This is a genomic window from Streptomyces sp. NPDC001056 (assembly GCF_053598955.1).
Genome location: NZ_JBSFLI010000022.1, coordinates 44,582 through 66,958 on the forward strand (window position 1 = coordinate 44,582; position 22,377 = coordinate 66,958).

The 22,377-nt window shown below is 73.5% G+C and carries 19 protein-coding genes; 8 read left to right on the forward strand and 11 right to left on the reverse strand.

What is annotated here, in order from left to right:
• Positions 1 to 286 precede the first annotated feature (286 nt).
• Positions 287 to 949: a mycothiol-dependent nitroreductase Rv2466c family protein gene (locus ACWDD7_RS24645; RefSeq protein ID WP_351879926.1), complete on the reverse strand. Its 663-nt coding sequence runs from the start codon at positions 947 to 949 to the stop codon at positions 287 to 289.
• A gap of 141 nt (positions 950 to 1,090) precedes the next feature.
• On the opposite strand from ACWDD7_RS24645, the gene pepN (ACWDD7_RS24650) reads away from it, so the two are divergent.
• Together pepN (ACWDD7_RS24650) and ACWDD7_RS24655 are read left to right on the forward strand one after the other, a co-directional pair.
• Positions 1,091 to 3,661, forward strand: a complete 2,571-nt coding sequence (gene pepN, locus ACWDD7_RS24650; protein ID WP_450458934.1) for an aminopeptidase N — start codon at positions 1,091 to 1,093, stop codon at positions 3,659 to 3,661.
• Between the two features lie 207 nt (positions 3,662 to 3,868).
• The gene (locus ACWDD7_RS24655) at positions 3,869 to 4,960 is read left to right on the forward strand and encodes a hypothetical protein (RefSeq protein ID WP_450458936.1); all 1,092 of its coding nucleotides are present in this window, start codon (positions 3,869 to 3,871) and stop codon (positions 4,958 to 4,960) included.
• Between the two features lie 4 nt (positions 4,961 to 4,964).
• Here the strand turns inward: ACWDD7_RS24655 and ACWDD7_RS24660 are convergent, their stop codons facing one another.
• From ACWDD7_RS24660 to ACWDD7_RS24670, 3 genes are all read right to left on the reverse strand, one after another.
• Entirely contained in the window at positions 4,965 to 5,186 is a 222-nt protein-coding gene (locus ACWDD7_RS24660) for a hypothetical protein (protein ID WP_450458938.1), read from the reverse strand.
• A gap of 22 nt (positions 5,187 to 5,208) precedes the next feature.
• Positions 5,209 to 7,704, reverse strand: a complete 2,496-nt coding sequence (locus tag ACWDD7_RS24665) for an ATP-binding protein (protein ID WP_450458940.1) — start codon at positions 7,702 to 7,704, stop codon at positions 5,209 to 5,211.
• Between the two features lie 172 nt (positions 7,705 to 7,876).
• Positions 7,877 to 8,608: a Crp/Fnr family transcriptional regulator gene (locus tag ACWDD7_RS24670; RefSeq protein WP_392212475.1), complete on the reverse strand. Its 732-nt coding sequence runs from the start codon at positions 8,606 to 8,608 to the stop codon at positions 7,877 to 7,879.
• 102 nt (positions 8,609 to 8,710) lie between these two features.
• On the opposite strand from ACWDD7_RS24670, the gene ACWDD7_RS24675 reads away from it, so the two are divergent.
• Both ACWDD7_RS24675 and ACWDD7_RS24680 read left to right on the forward strand, forming a co-directional pair.
• The gene (locus ACWDD7_RS24675) at positions 8,711 to 9,496 is read left to right on the forward strand and encodes a hypothetical protein (RefSeq protein WP_450458941.1); all 786 of its coding nucleotides are present in this window, start codon (positions 8,711 to 8,713) and stop codon (positions 9,494 to 9,496) included.
• 11 nt (positions 9,497 to 9,507) lie between these two features.
• Complete coding sequence (locus ACWDD7_RS24680) at positions 9,508 to 9,951, forward strand: hypothetical protein (RefSeq protein ID WP_450458942.1); 444 nt, start codon at positions 9,508 to 9,510, stop codon at positions 9,949 to 9,951.
• On the opposite strand, the gene ACWDD7_RS24685 is transcribed toward ACWDD7_RS24680, so the two are convergent.
• The 4 genes from ACWDD7_RS24685 to ACWDD7_RS24700 form a co-directional block, all read right to left on the reverse strand.
• Positions 9,948 to 11,075, reverse strand: a complete 1,128-nt coding sequence (locus tag ACWDD7_RS24685; protein ID WP_450458943.1) for a serine hydrolase domain-containing protein — start codon at positions 11,073 to 11,075, stop codon at positions 9,948 to 9,950. The two genes, ACWDD7_RS24680 and ACWDD7_RS24685, sit on opposite strands and share 4 nt — an antisense overlap.
• Positions 11,076 to 11,122: 47 nt before the next feature.
• Positions 11,123 to 12,877 (reverse strand): TIGR03767 family metallophosphoesterase, encoded by a 1,755-nt coding sequence (locus ACWDD7_RS24690; protein ID WP_351868484.1) that lies wholly within the window; start codon positions 12,875 to 12,877, stop codon positions 11,123 to 11,125.
• Between the two features lie 215 nt (positions 12,878 to 13,092).
• Positions 13,093 to 13,935, reverse strand: coding sequence for a hypothetical protein (locus tag ACWDD7_RS24695; RefSeq protein WP_450458944.1), 843 nt, complete (start codon positions 13,933 to 13,935; stop codon positions 13,093 to 13,095).
• A 1-nt stretch (position 13,936) separates the two neighbouring features.
• Complete coding sequence (locus ACWDD7_RS24700) at positions 13,937 to 14,413, reverse strand: RNA polymerase sigma factor (protein ID WP_351868508.1); 477 nt, start codon at positions 14,411 to 14,413, stop codon at positions 13,937 to 13,939.
• 387 nt (positions 14,414 to 14,800) lie between these two features.
• Between ACWDD7_RS24700 and ACWDD7_RS24705 the strand changes: the two genes are divergently transcribed.
• Entirely contained in the window at positions 14,801 to 15,817 is a 1,017-nt protein-coding gene (locus ACWDD7_RS24705; protein ID WP_450458945.1) for an aspartate-semialdehyde dehydrogenase, read from the forward strand.
• 100 nt (positions 15,818 to 15,917) lie between these two features.
• On the opposite strand, the gene pepN (ACWDD7_RS24710) is transcribed toward ACWDD7_RS24705, so the two are convergent.
• Complete coding sequence (gene pepN / locus ACWDD7_RS24710) at positions 15,918 to 18,488, reverse strand: aminopeptidase N (RefSeq protein WP_351868475.1); 2,571 nt, start codon at positions 18,486 to 18,488, stop codon at positions 15,918 to 15,920.
• A 112-nt stretch (positions 18,489 to 18,600) separates the two neighbouring features.
• On the opposite strand from pepN (ACWDD7_RS24710), the gene ACWDD7_RS24715 reads away from it, so the two are divergent.
• Positions 18,601 to 19,080: a DUF1203 domain-containing protein gene (locus ACWDD7_RS24715; protein WP_351868472.1), complete on the forward strand. Its 480-nt coding sequence runs from the start codon at positions 18,601 to 18,603 to the stop codon at positions 19,078 to 19,080.
• A gap of 96 nt (positions 19,081 to 19,176) precedes the next feature.
• Here the strand turns inward: ACWDD7_RS24715 and ACWDD7_RS24720 are convergent, their stop codons facing one another.
• Positions 19,177 to 20,685: an FAD-dependent monooxygenase gene (locus ACWDD7_RS24720; protein ID WP_450458946.1), complete on the reverse strand. Its 1,509-nt coding sequence runs from the start codon at positions 20,683 to 20,685 to the stop codon at positions 19,177 to 19,179.
• Between the two features lie 130 nt (positions 20,686 to 20,815).
• On the opposite strand from ACWDD7_RS24720, the gene ACWDD7_RS24725 reads away from it, so the two are divergent.
• A complete protein-coding gene (locus ACWDD7_RS24725; RefSeq protein ID WP_450458947.1) occupies positions 20,816 to 21,391 on the forward strand; it encodes a TetR/AcrR family transcriptional regulator in 576 nt (191 codons plus the stop codon).
• A 161-nt stretch (positions 21,392 to 21,552) separates the two neighbouring features.
• Positions 21,553 to 21,951 (forward strand): cytidine deaminase family protein, encoded by a 399-nt coding sequence (locus tag ACWDD7_RS24730; protein WP_392212763.1) that lies wholly within the window; start codon positions 21,553 to 21,555, stop codon positions 21,949 to 21,951.
• A gap of 133 nt (positions 21,952 to 22,084) precedes the next feature.
• On the opposite strand, the gene ACWDD7_RS24735 is transcribed toward ACWDD7_RS24730, so the two are convergent.
• Positions 22,085 to 22,327 carry a hypothetical protein gene (locus tag ACWDD7_RS24735; RefSeq protein ID WP_351868465.1) on the reverse strand — a complete coding sequence of 81 codons (243 nt, stop codon included), beginning with the start codon at positions 22,325 to 22,327 and terminating at the stop codon, positions 22,085 to 22,087.
• Positions 22,328 to 22,377: the final 50 nt, after the last annotated feature.

Here is a 22,377-nt window from a genome sequence, read left to right on the forward strand (position 1 = left end):
AGCCCCGCACGGCGGGCGGACGCCGCCGTAGGGGCGCGGGCCGGTGGCCGAGCACGGATGCCTCAAGACCGGTCACGCACACGGGCGCAGCCACGCGTCCAACACAGCCCCGCACGGCGGGCGGACGCCGCCGTAGGGGCGCGGGCCGGTGGCCGAGCACGGATGCCTCAAGACCGGTCACGCACACGGGCGCAGCCACGGGTCGAACACGGCCCCGCGCCCCGGGGGCGCCGTTCCGCCGGCGGAATGGGCCCGGCGTGGAGCCGGGCCCGTGCAGGCCGCTCGGCTACAGGTTGCTGAAGTCCGGCCCCTGCGTCCGGGTCCGCTTGATCTCGTAGAAGCCCGGGACCGAGGCCACCGCCAGGGTGCCGTCCCAGAGGCGGGCGGCCAGTTCGCCCTTGGGGGCGGGGGTGACGACAGGGCCGAAGAAGGCGATCTGCTCGCCGTCGTCGCCGGGGACGGCGATGACCGGGGTGCCGACCTCCTGGCCGACCTTGTCGATGCCCTCCTTGTGGGAGGCGCGCAGCTCGGCGTCGAACTCGAAGTCCTCCTGCTCGGCGTAGTCGATCAGCTCGGCCGGCAGGCCGACGTCGGCGAGCGCGCCGGCGATGGCCTCCAGGGTCGCGCCCTCGCCGTTGTTGTGGATACGGGTGCCGAGCGCGGTGTAGAGCGGGCCGACGACGTCCTGGCCGTGCTTCTGCCAGGCGGCGGTGACCACCCGTACCCCCTGCCAGGCCCGGATGGCCAGCATCTCCCGGTACTCGTCGGGCAGCTCGTCCAGCTTGTCCTCGTTGAGGACGGCGAGGCTCATGATGTGCCAGCGGACCTCGATGTCGCGGAGCTTCTCCACCTCCAGGACCCAGCGGGAGGTCATCCAGGCCCAGGGACACAGCGGGTCGAACCAGAAGTCGACGGGGGTCTTGCCGGACGGGGAAGCGGTCTCGGACATGGCTCTCCTCAGCGAAAACGGTCTTCTGGGAGGAGCAACGACGCCGTCACGGAGGGCATTCCCCGCTGAATCCGGTCAGGGGCACATGGCAGGATCGGTCCTGTTCAGCCCTCAACCACGCGATCACAAGGGAGTGCCGCCGTGCCCGGTGAGAATCTTTCCCGCGACGAGGCCCGGGAGCGGGCCGCCCTGCTGTCCGTCGACGGATACGACGTGTCCCTGGACCTCAGGTCGGCCGTCGGCGACACCGACGGCGAGCCGCGCACCTTCCGCTCGGTCACCACGATCCGCTTCCGCTGCAACGAGCCCGGCGCCGCGAGCTTCGCCGACCTGGTCGCGCCGAGCGTGACCGCCGTGTCGCTCAACGGCAAGGACCTGGACCCGAGCGAGGTCTTCGACGGCGCCCGCATCGCCCTGGAGGACCTGGCCGCGGAGAACGAACTGGTGGTCGACGCCCAGTGCGCCTACTCGCGCACCGGCGAGGGCATGCACCGCTTCGTGGACCCCGAGGACGGCGAGGTCTACCTCTACACGCAGTACGAGCCCGCCGACTCCCGCCGGGTGTTCGCCAACTTCGAGCAGCCGGACCTCAAGGCGCCCTTCCGCTTCGAGGTGCGCGCGCCCGAGGGCTGGACGGTGTGGAGCAACGGCGCGGGTGAACTCGCCGACGGTGTCTGGAGGTTCGCGGAGACCAAGCCCATCTCGACGTACATCACGTGCGTGGTGGCGGGGCCGTACCACTATGTGACCGACTCCTACTCCCGTACGCTCGCGGACGGTACGACGCTGGAGATCCCGCTGGGCGCGATGTGCCGCAAGGGGCTCGCGCCGCACTTCGACGCAGAGGACGTCTTCCTGGTCACCAAGGAGGGCCTGGACTTCTTCCACGAGCACTTCGACTACCCGTACCCGTTCGGGAAGTACGACCAGGCGTTCGTGCCGGAGTACAACCTGGGCGCGATGGAGAACCCGGGCCTGGTCACCTTCCGCGAGGAGTTCATCTTCCGCGGGAAGGTGACGCAGGCGTCGTACGAGGCCCGTGCCAACGTGATCCTGCACGAGATGGCGCACATGTGGTTCGGCGACCTGGTCACCATGGCCTGGTGGGACGACCTGTGGCTGAAGGAGTCCTTCGCGGACTTCATGGGCACGTTCGCCAATGTCGGCGCGACCCGCTTCAAGGACGCCTGGATCACCTTCGCCAACCGCCGCAAGGCGTGGGCGTACCGCGCGGACCAGCTGCCCTCCACGCACCCGGTCACGGCGGACATCCGCGACCTCCAGGACGCCAAGCTGAACTTCGACGGCATCACGTACGCCAAGGGTGCCTCGGTGCTCAAGCAGCTGGTGGCGTACGTCGGCCAGGACGCGTTCCTGGAGGGCGCGCGCCGGTACTTCAAGCGGCACGCGTACGGCAACACGCGCCTCGGCGACCTGCTGTCGGTGCTCGGCGAGACCAGCGGCCGGGACATGACGGCGTGGTCGCGGTCCTGGCTGCAGACGGCCGGGGTGAACACGCTGACCCCGCAGGTGCTCCTGGCCGACTCGCGCGTCTCCGAGCTGGCGGTGGTCCAGGAGGCCCCGGAGCCACACCCCGAACTGCGCCCGCACCGGGTCGCGGTGGGCCTGTACCGGCTCACCGACGGCGGCGCCCTCGAACGGTACGCGCGGGGGGAGACGGACGTGGAGGGCCCGCGCACCGTCGTGGCGGACCTCGCCGGCGCCGAGGCCCCGGACCTGGTCCTGGTCAACGACGACGACCTCACCTACTGCAAGATCCGCTTCGACGCCGCCTCGCTGGCCACGCTCCGGGAGCACCTGGGCGACCTGACCGACCCGCTGGCGCGCGCGCTGTGCTGGTCGGCGCTGTGGAACATGACCCGGGACGCGCTGCTGCCCGCCCGGGACTTCATCGCCCTGGTGCTGCGGTTCGCGGGCCGCGAGTCCGACATCGGCGTGCTCCAGATGCTGCACGCGTGGACGCACACGGCGCTGGACCGCTACGCCTCCCCCGCCTGGCGCGAGACCGGCGGCGCGCTGCTCGCCGAGGGCGCGCTGCGGGAGCTGCGGGCGGCCGACGCGGGCAGTGAGCACCAGCTGGCGTGGGCGCGGTTCTTCGCCTCGACGGCCACGGCCGAGGCGGACCTCGCGCTGCTGAAGGAGCTGCTGGACGGCACGACGACGATCGAGGGTCTGGAGGTGGACCAGGAGCTGCGCTGGGCGCTCCTGGAGCCGCTGGCCGCGCACGGGGCGGCCGACGAGTCGGTGATCGCCGCCGAGCTGGCCCGGGACGACACCGCGTCCGGCAAGCGCCACCAGGTCCGCTGCCTCGCGGCCCGTCCGTCGGCGGCGGTCAAGGCGCAGGCGTGGGCGCAGGTGGTGGAGTCCGACACGCTGTCCAACGCCCTGGTGGAGGCCACGATCGCGGGCTTCGACCAGCCCTCCCAGCGGGAGCTGACGGCTCCGTACGCCGAGAAGTACTTCGCGGCCATCGACCGCCTGTGGCAGGAGCGTTCGATCCAGATCGGCATGGACATCGTCAGCGGGCTGTTCCCCGCCCTCCAGGACCGGCCCGAGACGCTGGAGGCGACGGACGCGTGGCTGGCGGCGCACCAGGACGCGGCGCCCGCGCTGCGGCGCCTGGTGCTGGAGGCGCGGGACGACCTCGCGCGGGCGCTCCGGGGGCAGGAGTGCGACGCGCAGGCGCGGTGATCCTTGGCCTGAGCCTGGGCGGTCGGTGACCGTTACGGGATTCGTGCCCTGACGGCCGTAACCCCTGGTTCACCCCCGGGTGGACCAGGGGTTTCCGGCGTCCTTTCGGCACCCGAACACCTGACCTTTAGTACTACCTTGTCCGCATTTCTCGACGACTGTGTAACAGCGGTTAAAGGGGAGACCAAGGGTGGGCATGCGAGGGGCATGACGCACAACACCCCGCTTTCCCCCCGCCCCCTCGGCCACCTCGGCCGCCTGGCCGAGGCCCACCAGCGGGTCCTGACCACGGCCCAGCTGCGCGCCCACGGGGTGACCGCGGCCGAGCTGTCCGCACGGTGCCGCGCGGGCGGGCCGTGGACCCGACTGCTGCCGCACGTCTACCTGTTGCACCCAGGACCCCCGACGGACGAGGAGCGGCTGCACGGGGCCCTGCGGTACGCGGCCCGCGAACCGGGGTCCGGTGTCCCGGTCCAGCCGACGGGGCGGCACGCGTACCGCCCGCCCTACCCGGGCGCGGTCCTCACCGGTCTCGCGGCGCTCGCCCTGTACGGCTTCGCCTCGGCACCGCCGCTGGCGGACCTGGAGCACGTCGACGTCCTGGTGCCCCGGCAGCGCCGGCTGCGCTCCACCGGCTACGTCCGCGTCCTGCGCACACCCGACCTCCCCACCCCCCGCACGGTGACGGGCCTGCCGGTGGCACCGGTGCCGCGGGCGCTGGCGGACGCGCTGGCGGAGCTGCGGGACGGGGAGGCGGTACGGCGGCTGCTGACCGAGGCGGTGCGCGGCGGGCACTGCGAACCGGCGGCCGTCGTAAGGGAGTTGACCCGGGCGAAGCTGCTCGGCCTGCCGCACGTGGTGGACGCGGTCGACTCGCTGGTGGCGGAGGGCCGCGCCATCGCGGAGCACCGGCTGTATCGCATGGTCCGCGAGTACGGCCTCCCGGACCCGCTGTGGAACGTCGACCTGCGGCTGCCCGGCGGCCCCCACCTCGGCGCCCTGGACGCGTACTGGCCGGACCAGGCGGTCGCGGTCGAGCTGGACACCCGCGCGCTCCACCGGCAGCCGACGGCCGCGGTCGACCCGGACGCCCCGGCCGACGCGTTCGACGCGGACGCCGAGTGGTCGGAGTACGCCCGCAGGCGGGAGCACCTGGAGCGGCTCGGGATCACGGTCGTCCATCTGACCCCGAGGAAGCTCAGGGACGCGATGGAGCAGCAGGCCGCGGTGGTCCGTACGGCCCTGATGGCGGCGGACGACCGCGAGCCCGCCGCCTGTGTGGTGGTCCTGCCCCGGTAGCGGGTCAGGGACTCTCCGGGGTCTCCGGGGCCTCGTGGTGGACGTGCAGGTCGCCGTTCATCACGGTGAAGACGGTGCCGTGGCCCTCGGCCGTGTTGTTCTGGGTCGGACCGGCGGCCTCCGGGTCGGCCCCGGGGCCGACCTGGTGGACCTCGACGCGGTTGTCGTTCCCGGCGACGACCGGGCCGGAGGCGTCGCCTCCGATGCGGACGGAGTGGCGGGACACGGGGCCTCCCTGGGGCGCGGGGTCACTGTTCACGGGTCAGGAAGAGCGTTCCGCAGCTGAAGCACTGCACGCCCTCCCGGTAGGTCTTGGTCATGGTGGTGCTGACCTTGGCGGAGTCGTTCCCGATGAGGGTGATCGTCGTGGTGGCCTCGCCGAGGAGATCGGTGCAGGAGCCGCTGGTCGTGTCGTAGATGGGCCGCTCGGCGCTGTAGGTGTCGCCGCTGCCGGTGAACTCGGTGCTCGCGTCCTGGCCGCACGCGTCGCGTCCCCGGGAGACGTACCCGCCGCCCGACGCGTCGAACTGGTACGTGGCACCGTCGCTGCCCCTCCAGCGGCCGGCGAGACCGGTCTCCGAAGAGCTGGACGAACTGGATGAACCGGAGTGGCTCTCCGCGAACGAGTGCACCGCCTGGCTGATGACGACCCTGCCGACGACGACGGCGACGATCACGGCGACGACCTTGAGGATCACGGAGGCCCCCGCGGCGGAGGCCCCGGCCGCGCCGGCTCCCGCGGCACCCGCACCCGCCGCCCCCGCACCCGTTCCCGCCGCGCCGGTCGCCGCCGCCCCCGCGTGCGCGGCACCGGCGGACTGCGCGACGGCCCCGGCCTTGGCCGCGCCGACCTTGGCGGCCCCGGCCTTGGCGGCCCCGGCCTTGGCGGCGCCCGCCTTCGCCGCGCCCGCGGAATGCGCACCGGCGGCGTGGGGAGCGGCCGCATGGGGCGCCGCCGCGTGCGGGGCGGCCGCGGAGTGCTGGACCGCCGCCTGGTGCGCACCCGCCTGCGGTGCCGTGGTCGCGTGCTGCGCCGCCGTGGTGTGCGCCGTCGTACCGGGATCCACCGGCGTGGCGGGCGCGTGGGCCGCCGTGCCGTGCGCGCCCGCCGCGTGGGCGGACGACGGGTCGGGACCCGTCGGTCCGGAGGACGCGAGGTTCGAGGCACCCCCGTCCGGCTGGGGCAGCGTGCCCGGGGCGTTCGCGGCGTGCGGGGGGACGTACTGGTGGGCACCCGCGGCGGCGTCGGCGCCGTGGAGGTCGCCGAGCTGGCGCCACAGCATGGCCGCCTCGGTGAGCAGGACGGCCGCCATGACCCGGCGGCCGGTGAGCAGGCTGCGGATGCCCTGCTCATGGGTGAAGTACGCGACGGCCTGCCGGTCGCCGGCCAGCTGGGCGGCGGGCAGTCCGCGCTCCAGCAGCCGGCCCCACACGCCGAACCGCAGCGAGCGGGCCAGCGCCGGGGACGCCGCCCGCACGATCCGTACCGCCAGCTCGGGGCGTCCGTCCCGCTCGGCCAGTTCGGCCACCACCTCCAGGGCGCGGGCGTGCTGCTCGACCTGCGCGGCGGTGGTGGCGGGGCGGCCGATCCAGCCGGCGAAGTGGTCGCACAGCTGCTCGACGGAGAAGGGCTCGGGGTCGCGCTCGCGCAGCGCCGGTACGACGTCGGGCACGGCGCGGTAGCCGCGCTGCGTCTGCTCGGCGAGGCCGAGGTCCACCAGGCGGCCGCAGAGCACGGCGGTGTCGGACGCGCCGCCGAGGGCCTCGATGTGGCCGACGTCCAGGTCGGCGTCGTCGAGCGTGGTCAGCAGCCGCAGGACGCGCAGCGCTTCGGCGTCCAGCCGGCCGAGCAGCAGGGGCAGCAGGTCGCCGACCTCGCCGGGGCGGGGCAGCACGGCGGTGCCGGACGGCGCCAGGCGGGTGAGGGCGGCCGCGCGCAACAGCAGCAGGGGCCGCCCGGACGACGTCTCCCACAGGTCGCCCGCCGTGTCGCCCTCCGGGCCCGCGGCCACGGGCCGGCCCAGTTCGCGCGCGAGGAGCTCCAGCGCGGGGGCGCGGCCGATGCCGTCCAGGCGCAGGGCGGTGCCGTCGCCGAGCAGCGATCTGTCCCGTGCGGCGACGACGAAGGTGGCGTCGGGGGCCGCGTCCATGAGCGTGCGCAGACCCTCCGGGGAGAAGTCGGCGTTGTCGACGTAGACGGTGACGCGCACGCCGGTCATCAGACGGCGCAGTTCGGGGCTGGAGGGGGCGTAACCGCGCGTCTCGTAGCAGGCCTCGAACATGTCCTGGGCGAGGTCCTCGGGTTCGCGCCGGGCCGCGTCGAGGAAGAGCACGCCGTCGCGTTCCGGGGTGAGGGTGCGGGCCGCGTGCCGCAGCAGGGTGCTCTTGCCCACGCCGGGCTCGCCCCACAGCTGGACCGGGCCGCCGTCACGGACGGCGGTCGCGAGCCGTGCCAGGTCGCCGTCCCGGCCGAGCGGGGCCGCCTGCCGCCGGGGCAGCAGGGCCACCCTGTCGCGGCGCACCGGCCGGGGCCGCTGCCCCTCCATGAGGAGGGTGACCGTCGAGCCGTGCTGGGCGTCGATGACCACGTTGTGGTCACCGGCGACGACCGGGCCGCCCGCGTCGCCCGCGATGTCGATCCGCCGCGCGGACCGCTCACCCCCGGGCCGTCCGTTCTCGGATCTCGCGCGTTCCGGCCCTGCGCCGCCGGCCCCCGTGGGCTCGTTCGCGTCCGTGTTCGCCATGACAACCCCCGATGTGCCGTGCACCGTGCCGCCGGCGCCGGAACCCTGTCGTGCCGGTGCCCTGCCGCCACGCTAGCCACGGGCGAGCGCCGGACTGTCGTCAAAGTACGGGTTTCCCCCGACGATTTCGAGCGGTTCCGGAACGCCCGACACCACCTCTGCACAAGCGAGTTCAGGATTCCGGGTAGGCGATCTCGGACAGCAGCGCGAGGTTCTCGATGCGCACGGTGCGGTAGCCGGTGGTGACGGCGCCCGAACGGCGCAGCCGGCGCAGTGCCTTGTGCACGCTGGGCTCCGCCGCGCCCGCGAGGGTGGCCAGTTCGGGCTGGGTGATCGGCCAGTGGATCACCGCGCCGGCGCCCGCGCGCTCCCCGTACGTCATCGCCAGGTGGTGCAGCACCCGGGCCAGCCGGGTGCCGACGTCGCAGCCGGTGAAGTTGATGCGATGGGCGTTGGCGAGACGCAGCTTGGCCACGATGGAGCGGTTCACGGCGTCCGCGATCCGCGCGTCCCGGCGCAGGCAGTCCAGGAAGGCCGCCCGGGTCATCATGCGGGCGACGACGGGACCGCAGGTGGTGACCGTGGCCGAGCGGGGCTTGCCGTCCACGGCGGCCAGTTCGCCCACCAGGTCGCCGCCCATCCGCACGGCGAGCAGCGCGTCGCGCCCGTCCTGGGTGCGTCCGGTGGCCTTCACCACACCGTCGAGCAGGATGAGCACGAAGTCGGTGCGGTCCGCCTCCCGCATCAGGATCCGGTCCGCGTCGTAGCGCACCCGCGTCCCCAGGGCCAGCAGCCGGGCGCGCGTGTCCGCGCCGAGGCCGCCGAGCAGGCTGGGCGCCGGCCAGTCCCACTCCTCGCGCGGCCGCCGTCCGGCGCGCGCGACGGACCGTGTGCCGTCCACCATGGCCCCAGTATCCCCGCCCGACCCCGTATTCCTACGAGTTGTGCGCTCCCGGTTGCGGGAAGACTGGAGTACGTCCCCCGCCGCCGAGCCGAAGCAGGTCCCATGAAAGCCGAGTTGGAGTACCGGGCCGTGCTGGCCGTGGACGTCGAACGGTCCGCCGGGCGCGGGGACCGGGCCCTGTTCGAGATCCGGGCGCGGCTCACGGAGATGGTCGAGGAGGCGTTCGCCGCGAGCGGTGTCGACTGGGCCGCGTGTCTGCGCCACGACCTGGGCGACGGGTTGCGCGTGACGGCCCCGGCGGGCACCCGCAAGGCGGCGCTCGTCCATCCGCTGGTACCCGAACTCGCCCTGCGGCTGCGGACGTACAACCGCGGGGCCTCGCCGCTGACCCGGATCCGGGTGCGGATCGCCCTGCACGCGGGCGACGTCCGGGTGTCCCCGGACGGGGAGGTCGCCGGGAGCCCGCTGGAGGTCCTCGCCCGCCTGCTGGACGCGCCGCCCGCGCGGGCCGCGCTGGCCGGGGCGCCCGAGACGGTGCCCGCCTCGCTGCTGCTGTCCGGGCACTTCTACGACGAGACGGTGCGGCACGGCCATCTCGGCCTGTTCCCCGAGGACTTCCGCAAGGTCGGCTTCACGGTGAAGGAGCACACCGCCGACGCCTGGCTCCAGCTGCCCGGCTGGCAGCTGCCTCCGGAACCGGCGCGGGCCGACGAACCGAGGACCGGTCCGGAGTCCGGCCCGAAGACCGGCGAGGAGACCGGCGCGCAGGCCGGTTCGAAGGCCGGTTCGAAGATGGTCAACAAGGCCTCCGGCCACGGCGTCGTCTACGCCACCCAGCACGGCACCCAGCACATCCGGATCGAGAACCGGATCGAGAAGAAGCAGTGAGGAAGGCCGTCATGAACGACGAACTGACCGTGCTCGCCGAGGTCGGGGCCGCCGCCGTGGTCACCGCGATGGCCACCGACCTGTGGCAGGAGACCCGCGGCGCCGTCGTCGCCCTGTTCCGCCCGGACCGCCGCCGCCGGGCCGCCCTGGAGACCCAGCTCGACGGCAACGCCACGCTCGTACGGGAGGCGGCGGACCCCGAGGCCGTACGGCAGGCGCTGTCCGCCTACTGGACCCTGGAGCTGACCTCACTGCTGCGCCGCGACCCGGCGGTCCGCACCGCGCTGGAGCGGCTCGCGGCCGCCGTCGGTCCGGTCCCCCGGGGAGAGGCACGGGGGCGGGAGCTGCGGCAGACGAACACGGCACGGGACTCCGGGATCGTGTTCGCCGTGCAGCAGGGCAACCAGAACGCCTACGGCGCGAAAGCGGACCCGGCGGAGCAGTCACAGGGCTAGTCGCCGCAGTACTCGGCCTCCAGCACCGTGCCCGTCCCGCCCGCCCAGTCCCCGTTGAAGTTCGCGGCCAGCGTGTGGCGGCCGTCGGGCGTCGTCGCCGCGACCGAGGTGGAGCCCTGGATGTCGCCGGTGTGCGTCCAGACGTGGACGCCGCAGGACAGCCGCCGGTCCATGAGACCGAGGCCGTAGCGGACGTCCGGGTCCTCCCCGGTCTCCACGGTGGTCTTCATCTCGGCCAGCTGCCGTGCGGGCAGCAGCCGTCCGCCGAGCAGGGCGGCGTAGAAGCGGTCCATGTCGGCCGAGTCGGAGATCATCGCGCCGGAGGCGGCGGCGAAGGAGGGGTCGAGGTCCGTGACGTCGTACGGCGCTCCCGCCGGGTCGCCCAGCTTCGAGTAGGCCCGGCTGCTGGGCCGCGGAACGGTGATCGCCGCACCGGGCACGGACGTTGCCGTCAGGCGCAGCGGATCGATGATCCGCCGGGTGATCTCGGTGGCGTACGGGTGCCCCGTCGCCTTCTCGATGACCAGCCCGGCGAGCACGTAGTTGGTGTTGGAGTAGCGCCAGGAGGTGCCCGGCGCGAAGTCCGGGGCGTGGCGCGTGGCGAGGGCGACCAGCCGGCGCGGGGTGAGCGTGTCGTAGCGGTGTTCCCGGAAGCCGTCCTCGGTGAAGTACCGGGCGCGGAAGTCCTGGTCGGCGGTGTAGCTGTGGACACCGCTGGTGTGGCTGAGGAGCTGGCGCAGGGTGATGCGGCGGCCGTCGTTGCCGTGACCGTCGACCAGGCCCGGCAGCCAGGTGTCCACCGTGTCGTCCAGGGACAGCCTTCCCTCCGCCTCCAGCTGGAGCAGGACGGTGGCGACGAACGTCTTGGTCAGACTGCCGACGCGGTAACGGTCGTCCGCCGAACGGGACCTGCCCGTGCGGAGGTCGCCGACGCCGGCCGTGGCGGACCATGTCCCGTGGCGATCGCGGACGGTGACGGTCACCCCGGGGACGCCGGACCTGACCGCGGCGTCGACGGCGCCGAGGGTCGCGGCGTGGACGGGGGCGGCCGGGGTCGTGAACGCGGTCGCGAGGGCCGTCGCGAGGAGCAGGGCGGCGCCCGTCAGGACCGTGCGAGCCGGCATGTCTTCCCCCAGCCTGTGGTGTGCGGTGGCCGGAGGAAGATACCCGGTCAGCCCTTCGGGAGCACGAGTTCGGTGTTGCGGTCGGCCGAGGTGCCCGCCAGGTTCGTCCTCGCGCCGGGAGCGTTGAAGGCCAACTCCCGGTAGAGGGAGGCCAGTCCGGTCTGGGAGAGGTCGGTGAAGTCGGTGCGGGCCGGGGCGGCGGACTCGATCAGCGTGGTGAACAGGGAGATCGTGCCGTCCTTGTTGTCGACCAGCTCGATGATGCGCGCGAGGTGCGGGTGGTCGATGTGGGAGGCGGTGGAGATCTCCCAGAAGGAGTGGCCCGCGCCGCTCTTGTGCGGGGTGATCTCGTTCTCGTGCTTGTGCCCGTTGACCCAGGCCAGCACGTTGGCGTGCCGGGACAGCAGCGCGACCAGCTCGGCGCCGGTGTGCCGCATCTCGCCGGGCCGGGCCGGGTCGGGGCGGGTGTTGGTCATCGAGTCGCTGGTGTGGTGGCTGAAGACGACGGCGTAGGAGTCCTTGTTGTCGCGCAGGGTCCGCTCCAGCCACTTCAGTTGGGCGGTGCCGACGGAGCCCTGGTAGTGGCCGCCCGCGTCGGTGGTGTCGAGGCTGACGCCGATGACGTCGTCGGAGATCCGGAAGGCGTAGTACTGGGTGCCCGCGTCGAGGTTCGCCGAGGAGTAGCCGTGCCCCGCCGGACCGTGGCCCTGGTAGGCGGGGTCCAGGTGGGCCTTGAGGTACTCGGCCGGGGTGTACAGGGCACGCCCCTCGTCCGGCGTCACCGAGCGCATGCCGCTCGCACGGGCCTTGAGGAACTCCCGGTAGTCGACGCCCTTGGGGTCCTCCCCGCTCCAGATGGCGTCCTGGAGCTTCTTGGCGTCGGCGGCGCTCACGCTGAACAGCTTCCTGCCGCCGACCGCCGCCTCGGCGAGGTAGGGGTCGCCGTGGGCGCCGTACAGGCCGAGCGGGAGGGCGTCGTGGTTGCCGACCGTGGAGTACCAGGGCAGGTTGAGCCCGGGGCTGCGCACCTCCCGGATGGCGGCGGCGAGGAAGCCCTCCAGGTGCGGGAAGCCGAGCGCCTTGTCGCTGTCGCCCGCGCCGGACTCGGGCTGCCAGTACAGCGACAGCCCGCTGTTCTGCACGCCCTCGTAGTGCCTCGGGTCACCGGTGTTGGGGGTGATCCGGCCGCCGCTCATCACCTTCATGAACCACTCCAGCTCGGAGCGGGCGTTGTTGTCGGTGTTGTCGCCGGTGGTCATGACGAAGTGCAGCGGGGCGCCGGTGACGGGCGCGCCGCGCAGCGCGTTCACCCGCTCCACCAGCGAGACGGCGCCGGGCACGGTGAGCGCCTCGTGCGGGCGCCAGACGTCCTGGTGGGCGGCGCGCAGGTACTCCAGGCGCAGCGGGTGCTGCACGTCCTGCAGGTGCAGGTCGGTGAACTGCACGAACGCCGCAAGGGGCACCCGGCGCTTGTCCCGGCCCACCTTGGGCCCGGCCAGCTCGGTGCGCACCACGCGCTGCCAGCCGGGGCCGTCGGCCAGGCGCCGGTAGCCGGAGCCGTGCGGGGTGGAGACGGTGGCGAGGGTGGTGCCCGTGCGGTAGGGGGCGACCGAGGTGGCGGCGGCCGGCCGGGACTGGGCGACCGGCGTCTGCTCGGTGGCGGCGCTGGTGGCGGCTTCGCTGTCGGTGGGGCGCAGGGCGTAGCCCACGCCCGCGCAGAGCGAGAGCGCTCCGGCGGCGGCGAGGACGGTACGGCGGTCGACCCCCGCGGTGGCGGCGGCGACAGAGCGTAGGCGCGACATGGTGCGATCTCCCCGAGTGCGAACGCGTCGGCAGTGGCCGCGGGCCGTCACGGACGCGAACGCCCCGCTTGCCTAGGACCCTTGGCAACGGGGATGGCATGTATGCGAACGCCACGGCAACACGCGGCGCCGATCACCCGTACGTGGACCTCCGGTACCTGGCGCGGCCATGGAGTCGTCCGCGCGTCGCCGAGGGCCGGTCGCCTTCCGTTCAACTACCGGGGTAGAGCGGCGTGACCGGCCCCCGGACAGGCCGTCCGTCCGGTCCCGGGCAGGGCCGCCTCGATCCGGGCGCGCTCGGCGGCCACGGCGGCGTCCCCGACGGTCCACCGGCTCGCGTCCCGGCCGCCGCGACCGACCTCCACCAGCACGTGCTGGCCCGGGCGCGGGTCCGGCCGCGCGTCCCCGCCGAGCAGGAAGCCGACCTCCGCCGGCCCGTGGGCGGGCTTGTACGACCGCTCGACGGCCACCGTGACCCGGGTCCGGGACCCCTGCGGCGCGACCTTCACCACGGTCCCCTCCACGATCACCTCGGCACAGCCCGGCTCCTCCCGCGAACCGGTCGGCAGCCCCGCTTTGCCCCCGGGTACGGCCCCGTCCGCCGAGACGCCACCGCCGCCCGGGTGGGCGCCGAGCCAGCCGATCCCGGCGATCAGACAGAGGGCGCCGGCCGCGGCGAGGGAGGTCAGGGCGATGCGGAAGGGGCGGCGGCGGCGCGCCCGGTCCCCGGCGGGATGCGCGGAACGGACGGGACGTGCGGGATGTGCGGGATGTGCGGGCACCGGAGGGTCCAGCTCCGCCGCCAGCCTCCCCAGCCCCGCCCTCAGCACCGCGATGTCCGCCTCCGCCACCCGGTGCTCGGCCAGGAACGCCGGGTCCCGGCGGGCCTCCGCGGGCACCGGTTCCCCCGTGATCGCGGCCATCAGCGCGTCCAGGCCGCCGCCGTACCGGCCGTGCTCCCCGCGCTCCCCATGGCCTCCGTGCTCCCCGTGCTCCTCATGGCCTCCGCGCTCCCCGCGCTCCCCGCACTCCCCGTGCTCCCCGTTCCCGGCGGTCACGTCACACCACCCCGTCCTCGTGCAGCCGGGCGCGCAGGGCGCGGACCGCCGTGTGCAGCCTGCTCTTGACCGTGCCCTCGGGAACGCCCAGGGCCTCGGCGATGTCCCGTACGCGCAGATCGGCGTAGAAGCGCAGCACGAGCACCTGGCGCTGCGCGGCCGGGAGTTCCTCCAGGCCCCGGGCCATGGCGAGGGACAGCACGCTGGACTCCTCGCCGAGGGCGCCCGCCGGAGCGCGCAGCGCGGCCAGCCGCTCCCCCAGCCGTTCCTGGCGCCGCCGGGCCCGGTGCCAGTCCATCGCGAGCCGGGAGGCGACCACCGCGGCCCACGCCGACACGTCCCGCGGCGCCTCCTGCCCGCTCGCCGTCCGCTCCAGCAGCCGCAGCCGCACCTGCTGCACCCCGTCCGCCAGGTCCGACTGCGGCACCCCGCCGAGCGCGAGCACCGCCCGCACCCGCCGCTCCTGGGCGGCGTCCAGCGGATCGTCCCCGGTGCCGCCGCGCGCGTGCGCCGTCCCGCCGCCGTCCGCGCCGTACGACGTACGCGCCGTACCGCCGCCGCCCCGGCGCGCCCCTCCCCAGAGCACCAGCCACCCCCTTCCCCATCCGCCCCTACGACGCGGCACCGGGCGCAAACGTTCACCCCGTCTCCGGGGGCGGGCGGAGGCGTACGTCACACCGCCGTATGACCGCGAACCGCACGGGCAGGGGAACGCCGCGGGACCGGAACCGTCCGCGCGGCCGGCCGTGTCCCACTCCTCGGGCACATGTCGCAAAGAATTGGACAGGTGGACCGGGGTCGGCCGCATCATGGAAACGCCCCGGTCATCCCGGGACAGGGCAGGAATCGGACAGAGGGAGTCGTCGTGAGGGTCGGAATCGTCGGAGCCACCGGTCAGGTCGGCACGGTCATGCGCAGGATCCTCGTGGAGCGGAACTTCCCGGTCACGCAGCTGCGCCTGTTCGCCTCGGCCCGCTCGGCCGGCACGGTGCTGGACGGCGTGACGGTGGAGGACGCGGCGACCGCCGACTACACCGGCCTCGACATCGTGCTCTTCTCCGCCGGCGGCGCGACCTCCAAGGCGCTGGCCGAAAAGGTGGCCTCGCAGGGTGCCGTCGTGATCGACAACTCCTCGGCGTGGCGCCGGGACCCCGAGGTACCGCTGGTCGTCGCCGAGGTGAACCCGCACGCGATCGCCGACCGCCCCAAGGGCATCATCGCCAACCCGAACTGCACCACCATGGCCGCGATGCCGGTCCTCAAGCCGCTGCACGAGGAGGCGGGTCTGGAGGGCCTGATCGTCGCGACGTACCAGGCGGTGTCCGGTTCCGGCCTCGCGGGCGTGGCCGAGCTGCACGGCCAGGTGCAGAAGGTCGCCGCCGAGGCCGACAAGCTGACCCACGACGGCGCGGCGGTCGACTTCCCCGAGCCGCAGGTCTACCAGCGCACCATCGCCTTCAACGTGCTCCCGCTGGCCGGCTCGATCGTGGACGACGGTCTGAACGAGACCGACGAGGAGCAGAAGCTGCGCAACGAGTCCCGCAAGATCCTGGAGATCCCCGGGCTGAAGGTCTCCGGCACCTGCGTGCGCGTACCGGTCTTCTCCGGCCACTCCCTCCAGATCAACGCCCGGTTCGCCCGCCCGATCTCCCCGGAGCGCGCCACCGAGCTGCTCGCGAAGGCCCCGGGCGTCGCCCTCTCCGACATCCCGACCCCGCTCCAGGCGGCCGGCCAGGACCCCTCGTACGTCGGCCGCATCCGCCGCGACGAGACGACGGACAACGGCCTCGCCCTGTTCGTCTCCAACGACAACCTCCGCAAGGGCGCCGCGCTGAACGCGGTGCAGCTCGCGGAGCTGGTGGCGGCCGAGCTGTCCGCCTGACCGGAGCGTGCGAAGGGGCGCCCGGCGGCTCGCCGGGCGCCCCTTCCTTGCGCCGTCGTCACTCGGCCGTCGTCACTCGGCCGTCGTCACCGGGCCGTCGTCACCCGGCGGCGCGGTCCGCCGCCTGGGCCTTCAGCGCGCGCTCGACGCCCGCGCGGGACTCGGAGACCAGGCGGCGCAGGGCCGCACCGGGCTCGGCCGACGCCAGCCAGGCGTCCGTCCGCTCCAGGGTCCCGGTGGAGATCTGGAGGGACGGGTACAGACCGATGGCGATCTGCTGGGCGATCTCGTGCGAACGGGAGTCCCAGGCGTCCTTGACGATCTCGAAGTACCGCTCGGCGTACGGCGCCAGCAGCTCGCGCTGGTCCGTCTGCACGAAGCCGCCGATCACGGCCTCCTGCACCGCGTTGGGCAGCTTGTCGGAGTCGACCACCGAGGACCAGGCCTCCGCCTTCGCCTCCTGGGTCGGGCGGGCCGCGCGGGCGGTGGCCGCGTGCCGCTCACCGGCGGCGGTCCTGTCCCGCTCGTACTCGGCGGCGATCTCCGCCTCGTCGTAGCGGCCGACCGCGGCGAGGCGCTCCACGAACGCCCAGCGCAGCTCGGTGTCCACGACCAGGCCCTCGACCGTCTGCGAGCCGTCCAGCAGGGCCTCCAGCAGGTCCAGCTGCTCGGGCGTGCGCGCGGTCGCCGCGAAGGCCCGCGCCCAGGCGAGCTGGTGGTCGCTGCCCGCCTCGGCCGCCCGCAGGTGGGCGAGCGTGGCGTCGGTCCAGCGGGTGAGCAGCGGCTCACGGGCGGCCGGGTCGGCGTACAGGTCGACGGCCAGCTTCACCTGGCGGTGCAGCGACTGCACGACGCCGATGTCGGACTCCTTGCCGATGCCGGACAGCACCAGGGACAGGTAGTCCCGGGTGGCCAGCTCGGCGTCCCGCGTCATGTCCCAGGCCGAGGCCCAGCACAGGGCGCGCGGCAGGGACGCCTCGAAGTCGCCGAGGTGCTCGGTGACGACCGCGAGGGACTGCTCGTCCAGGCGGACCTTGGCGTACGACAGGTCGTCGTCGTTGAGCAGGACCACGGCCGGGCGGGGCCTGCCGGTCAGCTGCGGTACGGCGGTCAGCTCGCCGTCCACGTCCAGCTCGACGCGCTCGGTGCGCACCAGCTTGCCCGCCTCGTCGAGGTCGTACAGGCCGATCGCGATGCGGTGCGGGCGCAGGGTCGGCTCTCCCTTGGCTCCGGCGGGCAGCGCGGGGGCCTCCTGGCGCACGGCGAAGGAAGTGATGACCCCGTCGGCGTCCGTCGCGACCTCGGGCCGCAGGATGTTGATCCCGGCGGTCTCCAGCCACTTCTTCGACCAGGTCTTCAGATCGCGCCCGGAGGTCTCCTCCAGCGCCCCCAGCAGGTCGGACAGGCGCGTGTTGCCGAACGCGTGCCGCTTGAAGTACGCCTGGACGCCCTTGAAGAACTCGTCCTCGCCGACATACGCCACCAGCTGCTTGAGGACGGAGGCGCCCTTGGCGTAGGTGATGCCGTCGAAGTTGACGAGGACGTCGTCCAGGTCGCTGATGTCCGCCATGATCGGGTGCGTCGAGGGCAGCTGGTCCTGCCGGTACGCCCACGTCTTCATGGAGTTGGCGAACGTGGTCCACGAGTGCGGCCAGCTGGAGCCGGGGGCGGCGGCCTGGCAGGCGATGGAGGTGTAGGTGGCGAACGACTCGTTCAGCCACAGGTCGTTCCACCACTCCATGGTGACCAGGTCGCCGAACCACATGTGGGCCAGCTCGTGCAGCAGCGTCTCCGCGCGCAGCTCGTACGCCGCGTCGGTCACCTTGGACCGGAAGACGTACTGGTCGCGGATGGTGACCGCGCCGGCGTTCTCCATGGCGCCCGCGTTGAACTCGGGCACGAACAGCTGGTCGTACTTCTCGAAGGGGTACGCGTAGTCGAACTTCTCCTGGAACCAGTCGAAGCCCTGCCGGGTGACCTCGAAGATCGCGTCCGAGTCGAGGAACTCGGCGAGCGAGGGCCGGCAGTAGATGCCGAGCGGGACGCTCTGGCCGTCCTTCTCGTAGACGCTGTGCACGGAGTGGTACGGGCCGACGATCAGCGCGGTGATGTACGACGAGATGCGCGGGGTCGGCGCGAACGTCCAGACGTTGTCCCGCGGCTCGGGGGTCGGCGAGTTCGACACCACCGTCCAGCCCTCGGGCGCCTTCACGGTGAACTGGAAGGTGGCCTTCAGATCCGGCTGCTCGAAGGAGGCGAAGACGCGGCGGGCGTCCGGGACCTCGAACTGGGTGTACAGGTACGCCTGCTCGTCGACCGGGTCGACGAACCGGTGCAGGCCCTCACCCGTGTTGGTGTACGCGCAGTCGGCCACGACCCGCAGGACGTTGCGCCCCTCCAGCAGGCCCGACAGCGCGATCCGGGAATCGGCGAACACCTCGGCCGGATCCAGCCGGTCGCCGTTGAGCACCACCTCGTGGACGGCCGGGGCCACCAGGTCGATGAAGGACTCCGCCCCGGTACGGGCGACGTCGAAGCGCACCGTGGTCACGGACCGGTAGGTACCGCCCTCCTGCGCGCCGGAGAGGTCGAGATCGATCTCGTACGAGTCAACGTTGAGCAGCTCAGCCCGCTGCTGCGCCTCTTCGCGAGTCAGGTTTGTGCCAGGCACGCGGTCATCTCCTCGTTATGTGTGGGTTGCGCCATCCTTCCATGCCGTCCGGCGGAAACGCGATGTCCGCATCCCGCCGGTGCCCTCGGCACGGAAGTCGGAGCCTGGACCCATGACCACGACAACGACCTGCACCGTCCGCCCCATCCCCGCCGAGGCCCTCCGCTCCCTGCGGCTGACGGACGACGCGGGCCGTCCCGCCGTCCCGTACGCCGACCCGGAGGGTGACGCGATGCTGCGCTGCTGTCTGCGTCGCAGCGTTCCCGGCGAGCGGATCGCGCTGGTGGCGTACGCGCCGCTGCGCCGATGGGCGGCCGAGACGGGGGCGGAGCCCGGGGCGTACGACGAGCAGGGGCCGGTGTTCGTCCATGCGGAGGAGTGCCCCGGCTGGTCCGGCCCCGGTCTCCCCTTCACCCACGCGCCGCGGGTGCTGCGGCGGTACTCGGCGCAGGGGCACATCCTCGGCGGGCGGCTGGTGAGCGAGGACTTCTCGTCGGCGCTCGCCGAGGCGTTCAGCGAGCCGGAGGTGGCGTCGGTGCATGTCCGGGCGGTGGCGTACGGGTGTTTCCTGTACGAGGTGAGGCGGGGGTGACCGGCCGGGTCCGGTAGGCGGTGGCCAGGACGGAGACGGTGACCCGCCCGGCGATCCCGGCCACGCGGGGAGTCCGGTCGCGGGCTCGCGGGCAGCTCAGGCGAGTCGGGGGGACGGGGCGGGGCCCAGGTGGGTGGTCAGGGCGGCTTCGAGGGCCCCGGGGGCGGTGGTGGTGTCGGTGGCCCAGGCCGCGTAGCCGTCGGGGCGGACGAGGAGGGTGGTGCGGCGGGCGCTCGCCCAGTGGGCGACGGTGAGGCGGCCGGCGCGGGTCGCGGGCGGCGGCTGGTGGCTCGGGGTGATGAGGACGAACCGGCCGCCGCGCAGGGCCTCGTGGAGGCGGGTGCCGTCGGCGAGGCGGAGGTCGGGGACGCGGGTGCCGGTGAGGGGGTGGGCGCCGCGGGGGGCCGGGTAGCGGTGACCGACGCCGGTGATCCGGGCGGTGATCCCGCGGCGGGCGGGGCCGACGGCGTTCAGGAACCCGGTGAGCACGGCGCGGGCGGCCCGGGTCCAGGGACGCTTGACCATGGCCAGCCGCACCAGCCCGCCGTTGCTGCGCAGGACCGCCTTGCCGACGGGGTGCCGTTCGGCCTGGTAGGTGTCGAGCAGGGCGGGGTCGGCATGACCGGCGAGGACCGAGGCCAGCTTCCAGCTGAGGTTGGCCGCGTCCTGGAGGCCGGTGTTCATGCCCTGGCCGCCGGCCGGGGTGTGCACGTGCGCGGCGTCCCCGGCGAGGAAGACCCGTCCGACCCGGTACGCCGGCGCCTGCCGCTCGTCGCTGTGGAAGCGGGACATCCAGCGGGCGTCGTGCATCCCGTAGTCCCGGCCCAGCGCGAGCCGGGTGATCTCCTTGACCTCGGCCAGGTCCAGCGGCTCGGAGTCGGGGACGTCGCGGCCGCGGTGCCAGCCGATCACCCGGTGGTACCCGTCCCCGAACGGGGCGAGGAACGCGAACGCGTCGCCCACCGCGTCGACCGTGAGCAGCCCCTGCGGCTGTTCGGCCAGCCTGACGTCGGCCAGCACGACGGACCGGATCACCGACCTGCCCGGGAACGGCAGCCCGATCGCGTCCCGCACGGCACTGCGCATGCCGTCGGCGCCGACCACGTACGCCGCCCGGAGGCTTTCCGTACGGCCCTCCGGTCCACGGGTCTCGACCGTCACCCCGTCCGCGTCCTGGGCGAGCCCGGTCATCTCGGTCTCGTACCGGAAGCCGGCCCCCGCCTCGACGGCCCGCCTCCGCAGCGCCTCCTCGACCTCGTACTGCGGGAGGACGAGGAGGTGGGCGAAGCGGGAGGGGAGGTCGGTGAGGTCGATGGCGAGGCGGCCGAAGAGCCGGAGCCGGTCGAGGGTGCGGCCGGTGGCCTCCAGCTCGTCGGCGAGCCCGCGGGCGTCGAGTTGTTCGAGGGTACGGGCGTGCAGGACGAAGGCGCGGGAGAGGTTGCTGATCCTCCGGGGGCGCTTCTCAAGCACGGTGACCGGGACGCCGGCGGTGGCGAGGTCACCGGCGAGGAGCAGACCGGTGGGGCCCGAGCCGACGACGATGACCGGTGCGGGGGTGGTGGAGGTGGCTCCGCTGTGGCGCGTGGTGTCGGTGTTGCCGGTCATGATGGCCTCCCGAAAGTGCCAACATCTGTGGGCCAACGTCCGTTGGTCAACGCTTGTTGACAACGGTAGGAGGGCGCGAGCGCGACGTCAACAGTTGTTGGCCTACGAGTGTTGGCCTACGCTCGTTGACATGACCGAGAAGCCCCCGTCCCCACCCCGCCGCTCCGACGCCACCCGCACCGCCATCCTCACCGCCGCCCGCGAGCGCTTCGGTGCCGACGGCTACGACCGGGCCACCATCCGCGCCATCGCCAGGGACGCGGGGATCGACCCGTCGATGGTGATGCGCTACTTCGGCAACAAGGACGGCCTGTTCGCCGCGGCCGTCGAGGTCGACCTGCGCTTTCCCGATCTCGCGCCGGTGCCCCGGGGGGAGGTCGGCCGGGCCCTGGTCGGCCACTTCCTGGACCTGTGGGAGGGGAACGAGCAGCTGCGGGCCATGCTGCGCGTCGGCGTCACCAACCAGGCCGGGGCCGAGCGGATGCAGGGCATCTTCCGGGAGCAGCTGCTGCCCGTGGCCCGGCAGGTGTGTCCCGACCCCGAGCAGGTCCCGGCCCGCGCCGCCCTCTGCGCCGCCCAGCTCCTCGGCCTCGCGCTCACCCGCTACGTCCTCCAGGTGCCCGCCGCGCAGGCGCTGACCAGGGAGGAACTGGAGGTGTGGATGGGCCCGACGGTGCAGCGCTATCTGACCGCGCCGCATCCGTGACCCGCATCCGTCCACCCCGTCCGTCCACCCCGTCCGTCCACCGCGTCCGTGACCCGCGTCCGCACACGGCCCGGCACGGAAAGCACGCGGCACGGCCCGGGAAGAAGGTGCGGCACGGCCCGGGAAGAAGGTGCGGCACGGCGCCCGGTGGGAAAGACTCACTGGCCGTGGACACCACTGACGACGATCTCGCGCTCGTGGCGGCCGCCCGCCGCGTCGCGGAAGAGTACGCGCGGCCCGACATCCACACCGTGGCGGCGGCCGCGCGCACCGGCGACGGCAGGATCGTCACGGCCGTGAACGTCTACCACTTCACCGGTGGCCCGTGCGCCGAGCTGGTCGTGATCGGGGCCGCCGCGGGCCAGGGGGCGTACGAGCTGACCACCATGGTCGCGGTCCGCTCGCGCGACATGTCGGTGGTGCCGCCCTGCGGGCGGTGCCGGCAGGTCCTGATCGACTACTTCCCCGGCATCGCCGTCCTGGTCCGGACGGACGGACGGCTGGAGCGGCGGTCCATCGCCGAGCTGCTTCCCGGGGCCTTCAGCCGGTCGGCGCCGTAGCGGCGGGAGCGGAAAACGCCGGGGGCGCCGACCTCGCCCGGGTACGCGTCACGCGCGTACCGACGGCAGGACAGGCGCCCCCGGCGTAAGAACCGATGTTCCGGCGTTCAGGCCTCGGCCTGGGCGTCGGGCTTCAGGAGGTGGTCTTCGCCTTGCCGCGGGACTTGTCCAGCATCATCACCAGCCCGGCGATGACCAGGAACAGGGCGAGCGGGATCAGCACGTAGAGGCCCAGCGTCTGGACGACGCTGAGGCCCGGGCCGGGGTCGTCGCCGTCGTCGCGGGTCAGCGCGAGCGCGGGGGACGACATGAGCAGCATCATCAGCGTCGTACCGGCGGCCAGGGCGCCGGCGCGCAGGGCGTTCTTCTTGTCCACGATCTCAAGTTAGCGAATCACCCGGAAGGCCGCGCGCCCGGGGTACCGTA

Bases quoted from the DNA above. Each gene is read 5' to 3' on its own strand.
- ACWDD7_RS24655 (WP_450458936.1), top strand. From the start codon at position 3,869: ATGACGCACAACACCCCGCTTTCCCCCCGCCCCCTCGGCCACCTCGGC.
- ACWDD7_RS24645 (WP_351879926.1), bottom strand. From the start codon at position 949: ATGTCCGAGACCGCTTCCCCGTCCGGCAAGACCCCCGTCGACTTCTGG.
- ACWDD7_RS24680 (WP_450458942.1), top strand. From the start codon at position 9,508: ATGAACGACGAACTGACCGTGCTCGCCGAGGTCGGGGCCGCCGCCGTG.
- ACWDD7_RS24665 (WP_450458940.1), bottom strand. From the start codon at position 7,704: ATGGCGAACACGGACGCGAACGAGCCCACGGGGGCCGGCGGCGCAGGG.
- ACWDD7_RS24685 (WP_450458943.1), bottom strand. From the start codon at position 11,075: ATGCCGGCTCGCACGGTCCTGACGGGCGCCGCCCTGCTCCTCGCGACG.
- ACWDD7_RS24690 (WP_351868484.1), bottom strand. From the start codon at position 12,877: ATGTCGCGCCTACGCTCTGTCGCCGCCGCCACCGCGGGGGTCGACCGC.
- ACWDD7_RS24725 (WP_450458947.1), top strand. From the start codon at position 20,816: ATGACCGAGAAGCCCCCGTCCCCACCCCGCCGCTCCGACGCCACCCGC.
- ACWDD7_RS24670 (WP_392212475.1), bottom strand. From the start codon at position 8,608: ATGGTGGACGGCACACGGTCCGTCGCGCGCGCCGGACGGCGGCCGCGC.
- ACWDD7_RS24720 (WP_450458946.1), bottom strand. From the start codon at position 20,685: ATGACCGGCAACACCGACACCACGCGCCACAGCGGAGCCACCTCCACC.
- ACWDD7_RS24715 (WP_351868472.1), top strand. From the start codon at position 18,601: ATGACCACGACAACGACCTGCACCGTCCGCCCCATCCCCGCCGAGGCC.
- ACWDD7_RS24675 (WP_450458941.1), top strand. From the start codon at position 8,711: ATGAAAGCCGAGTTGGAGTACCGGGCCGTGCTGGCCGTGGACGTCGAA.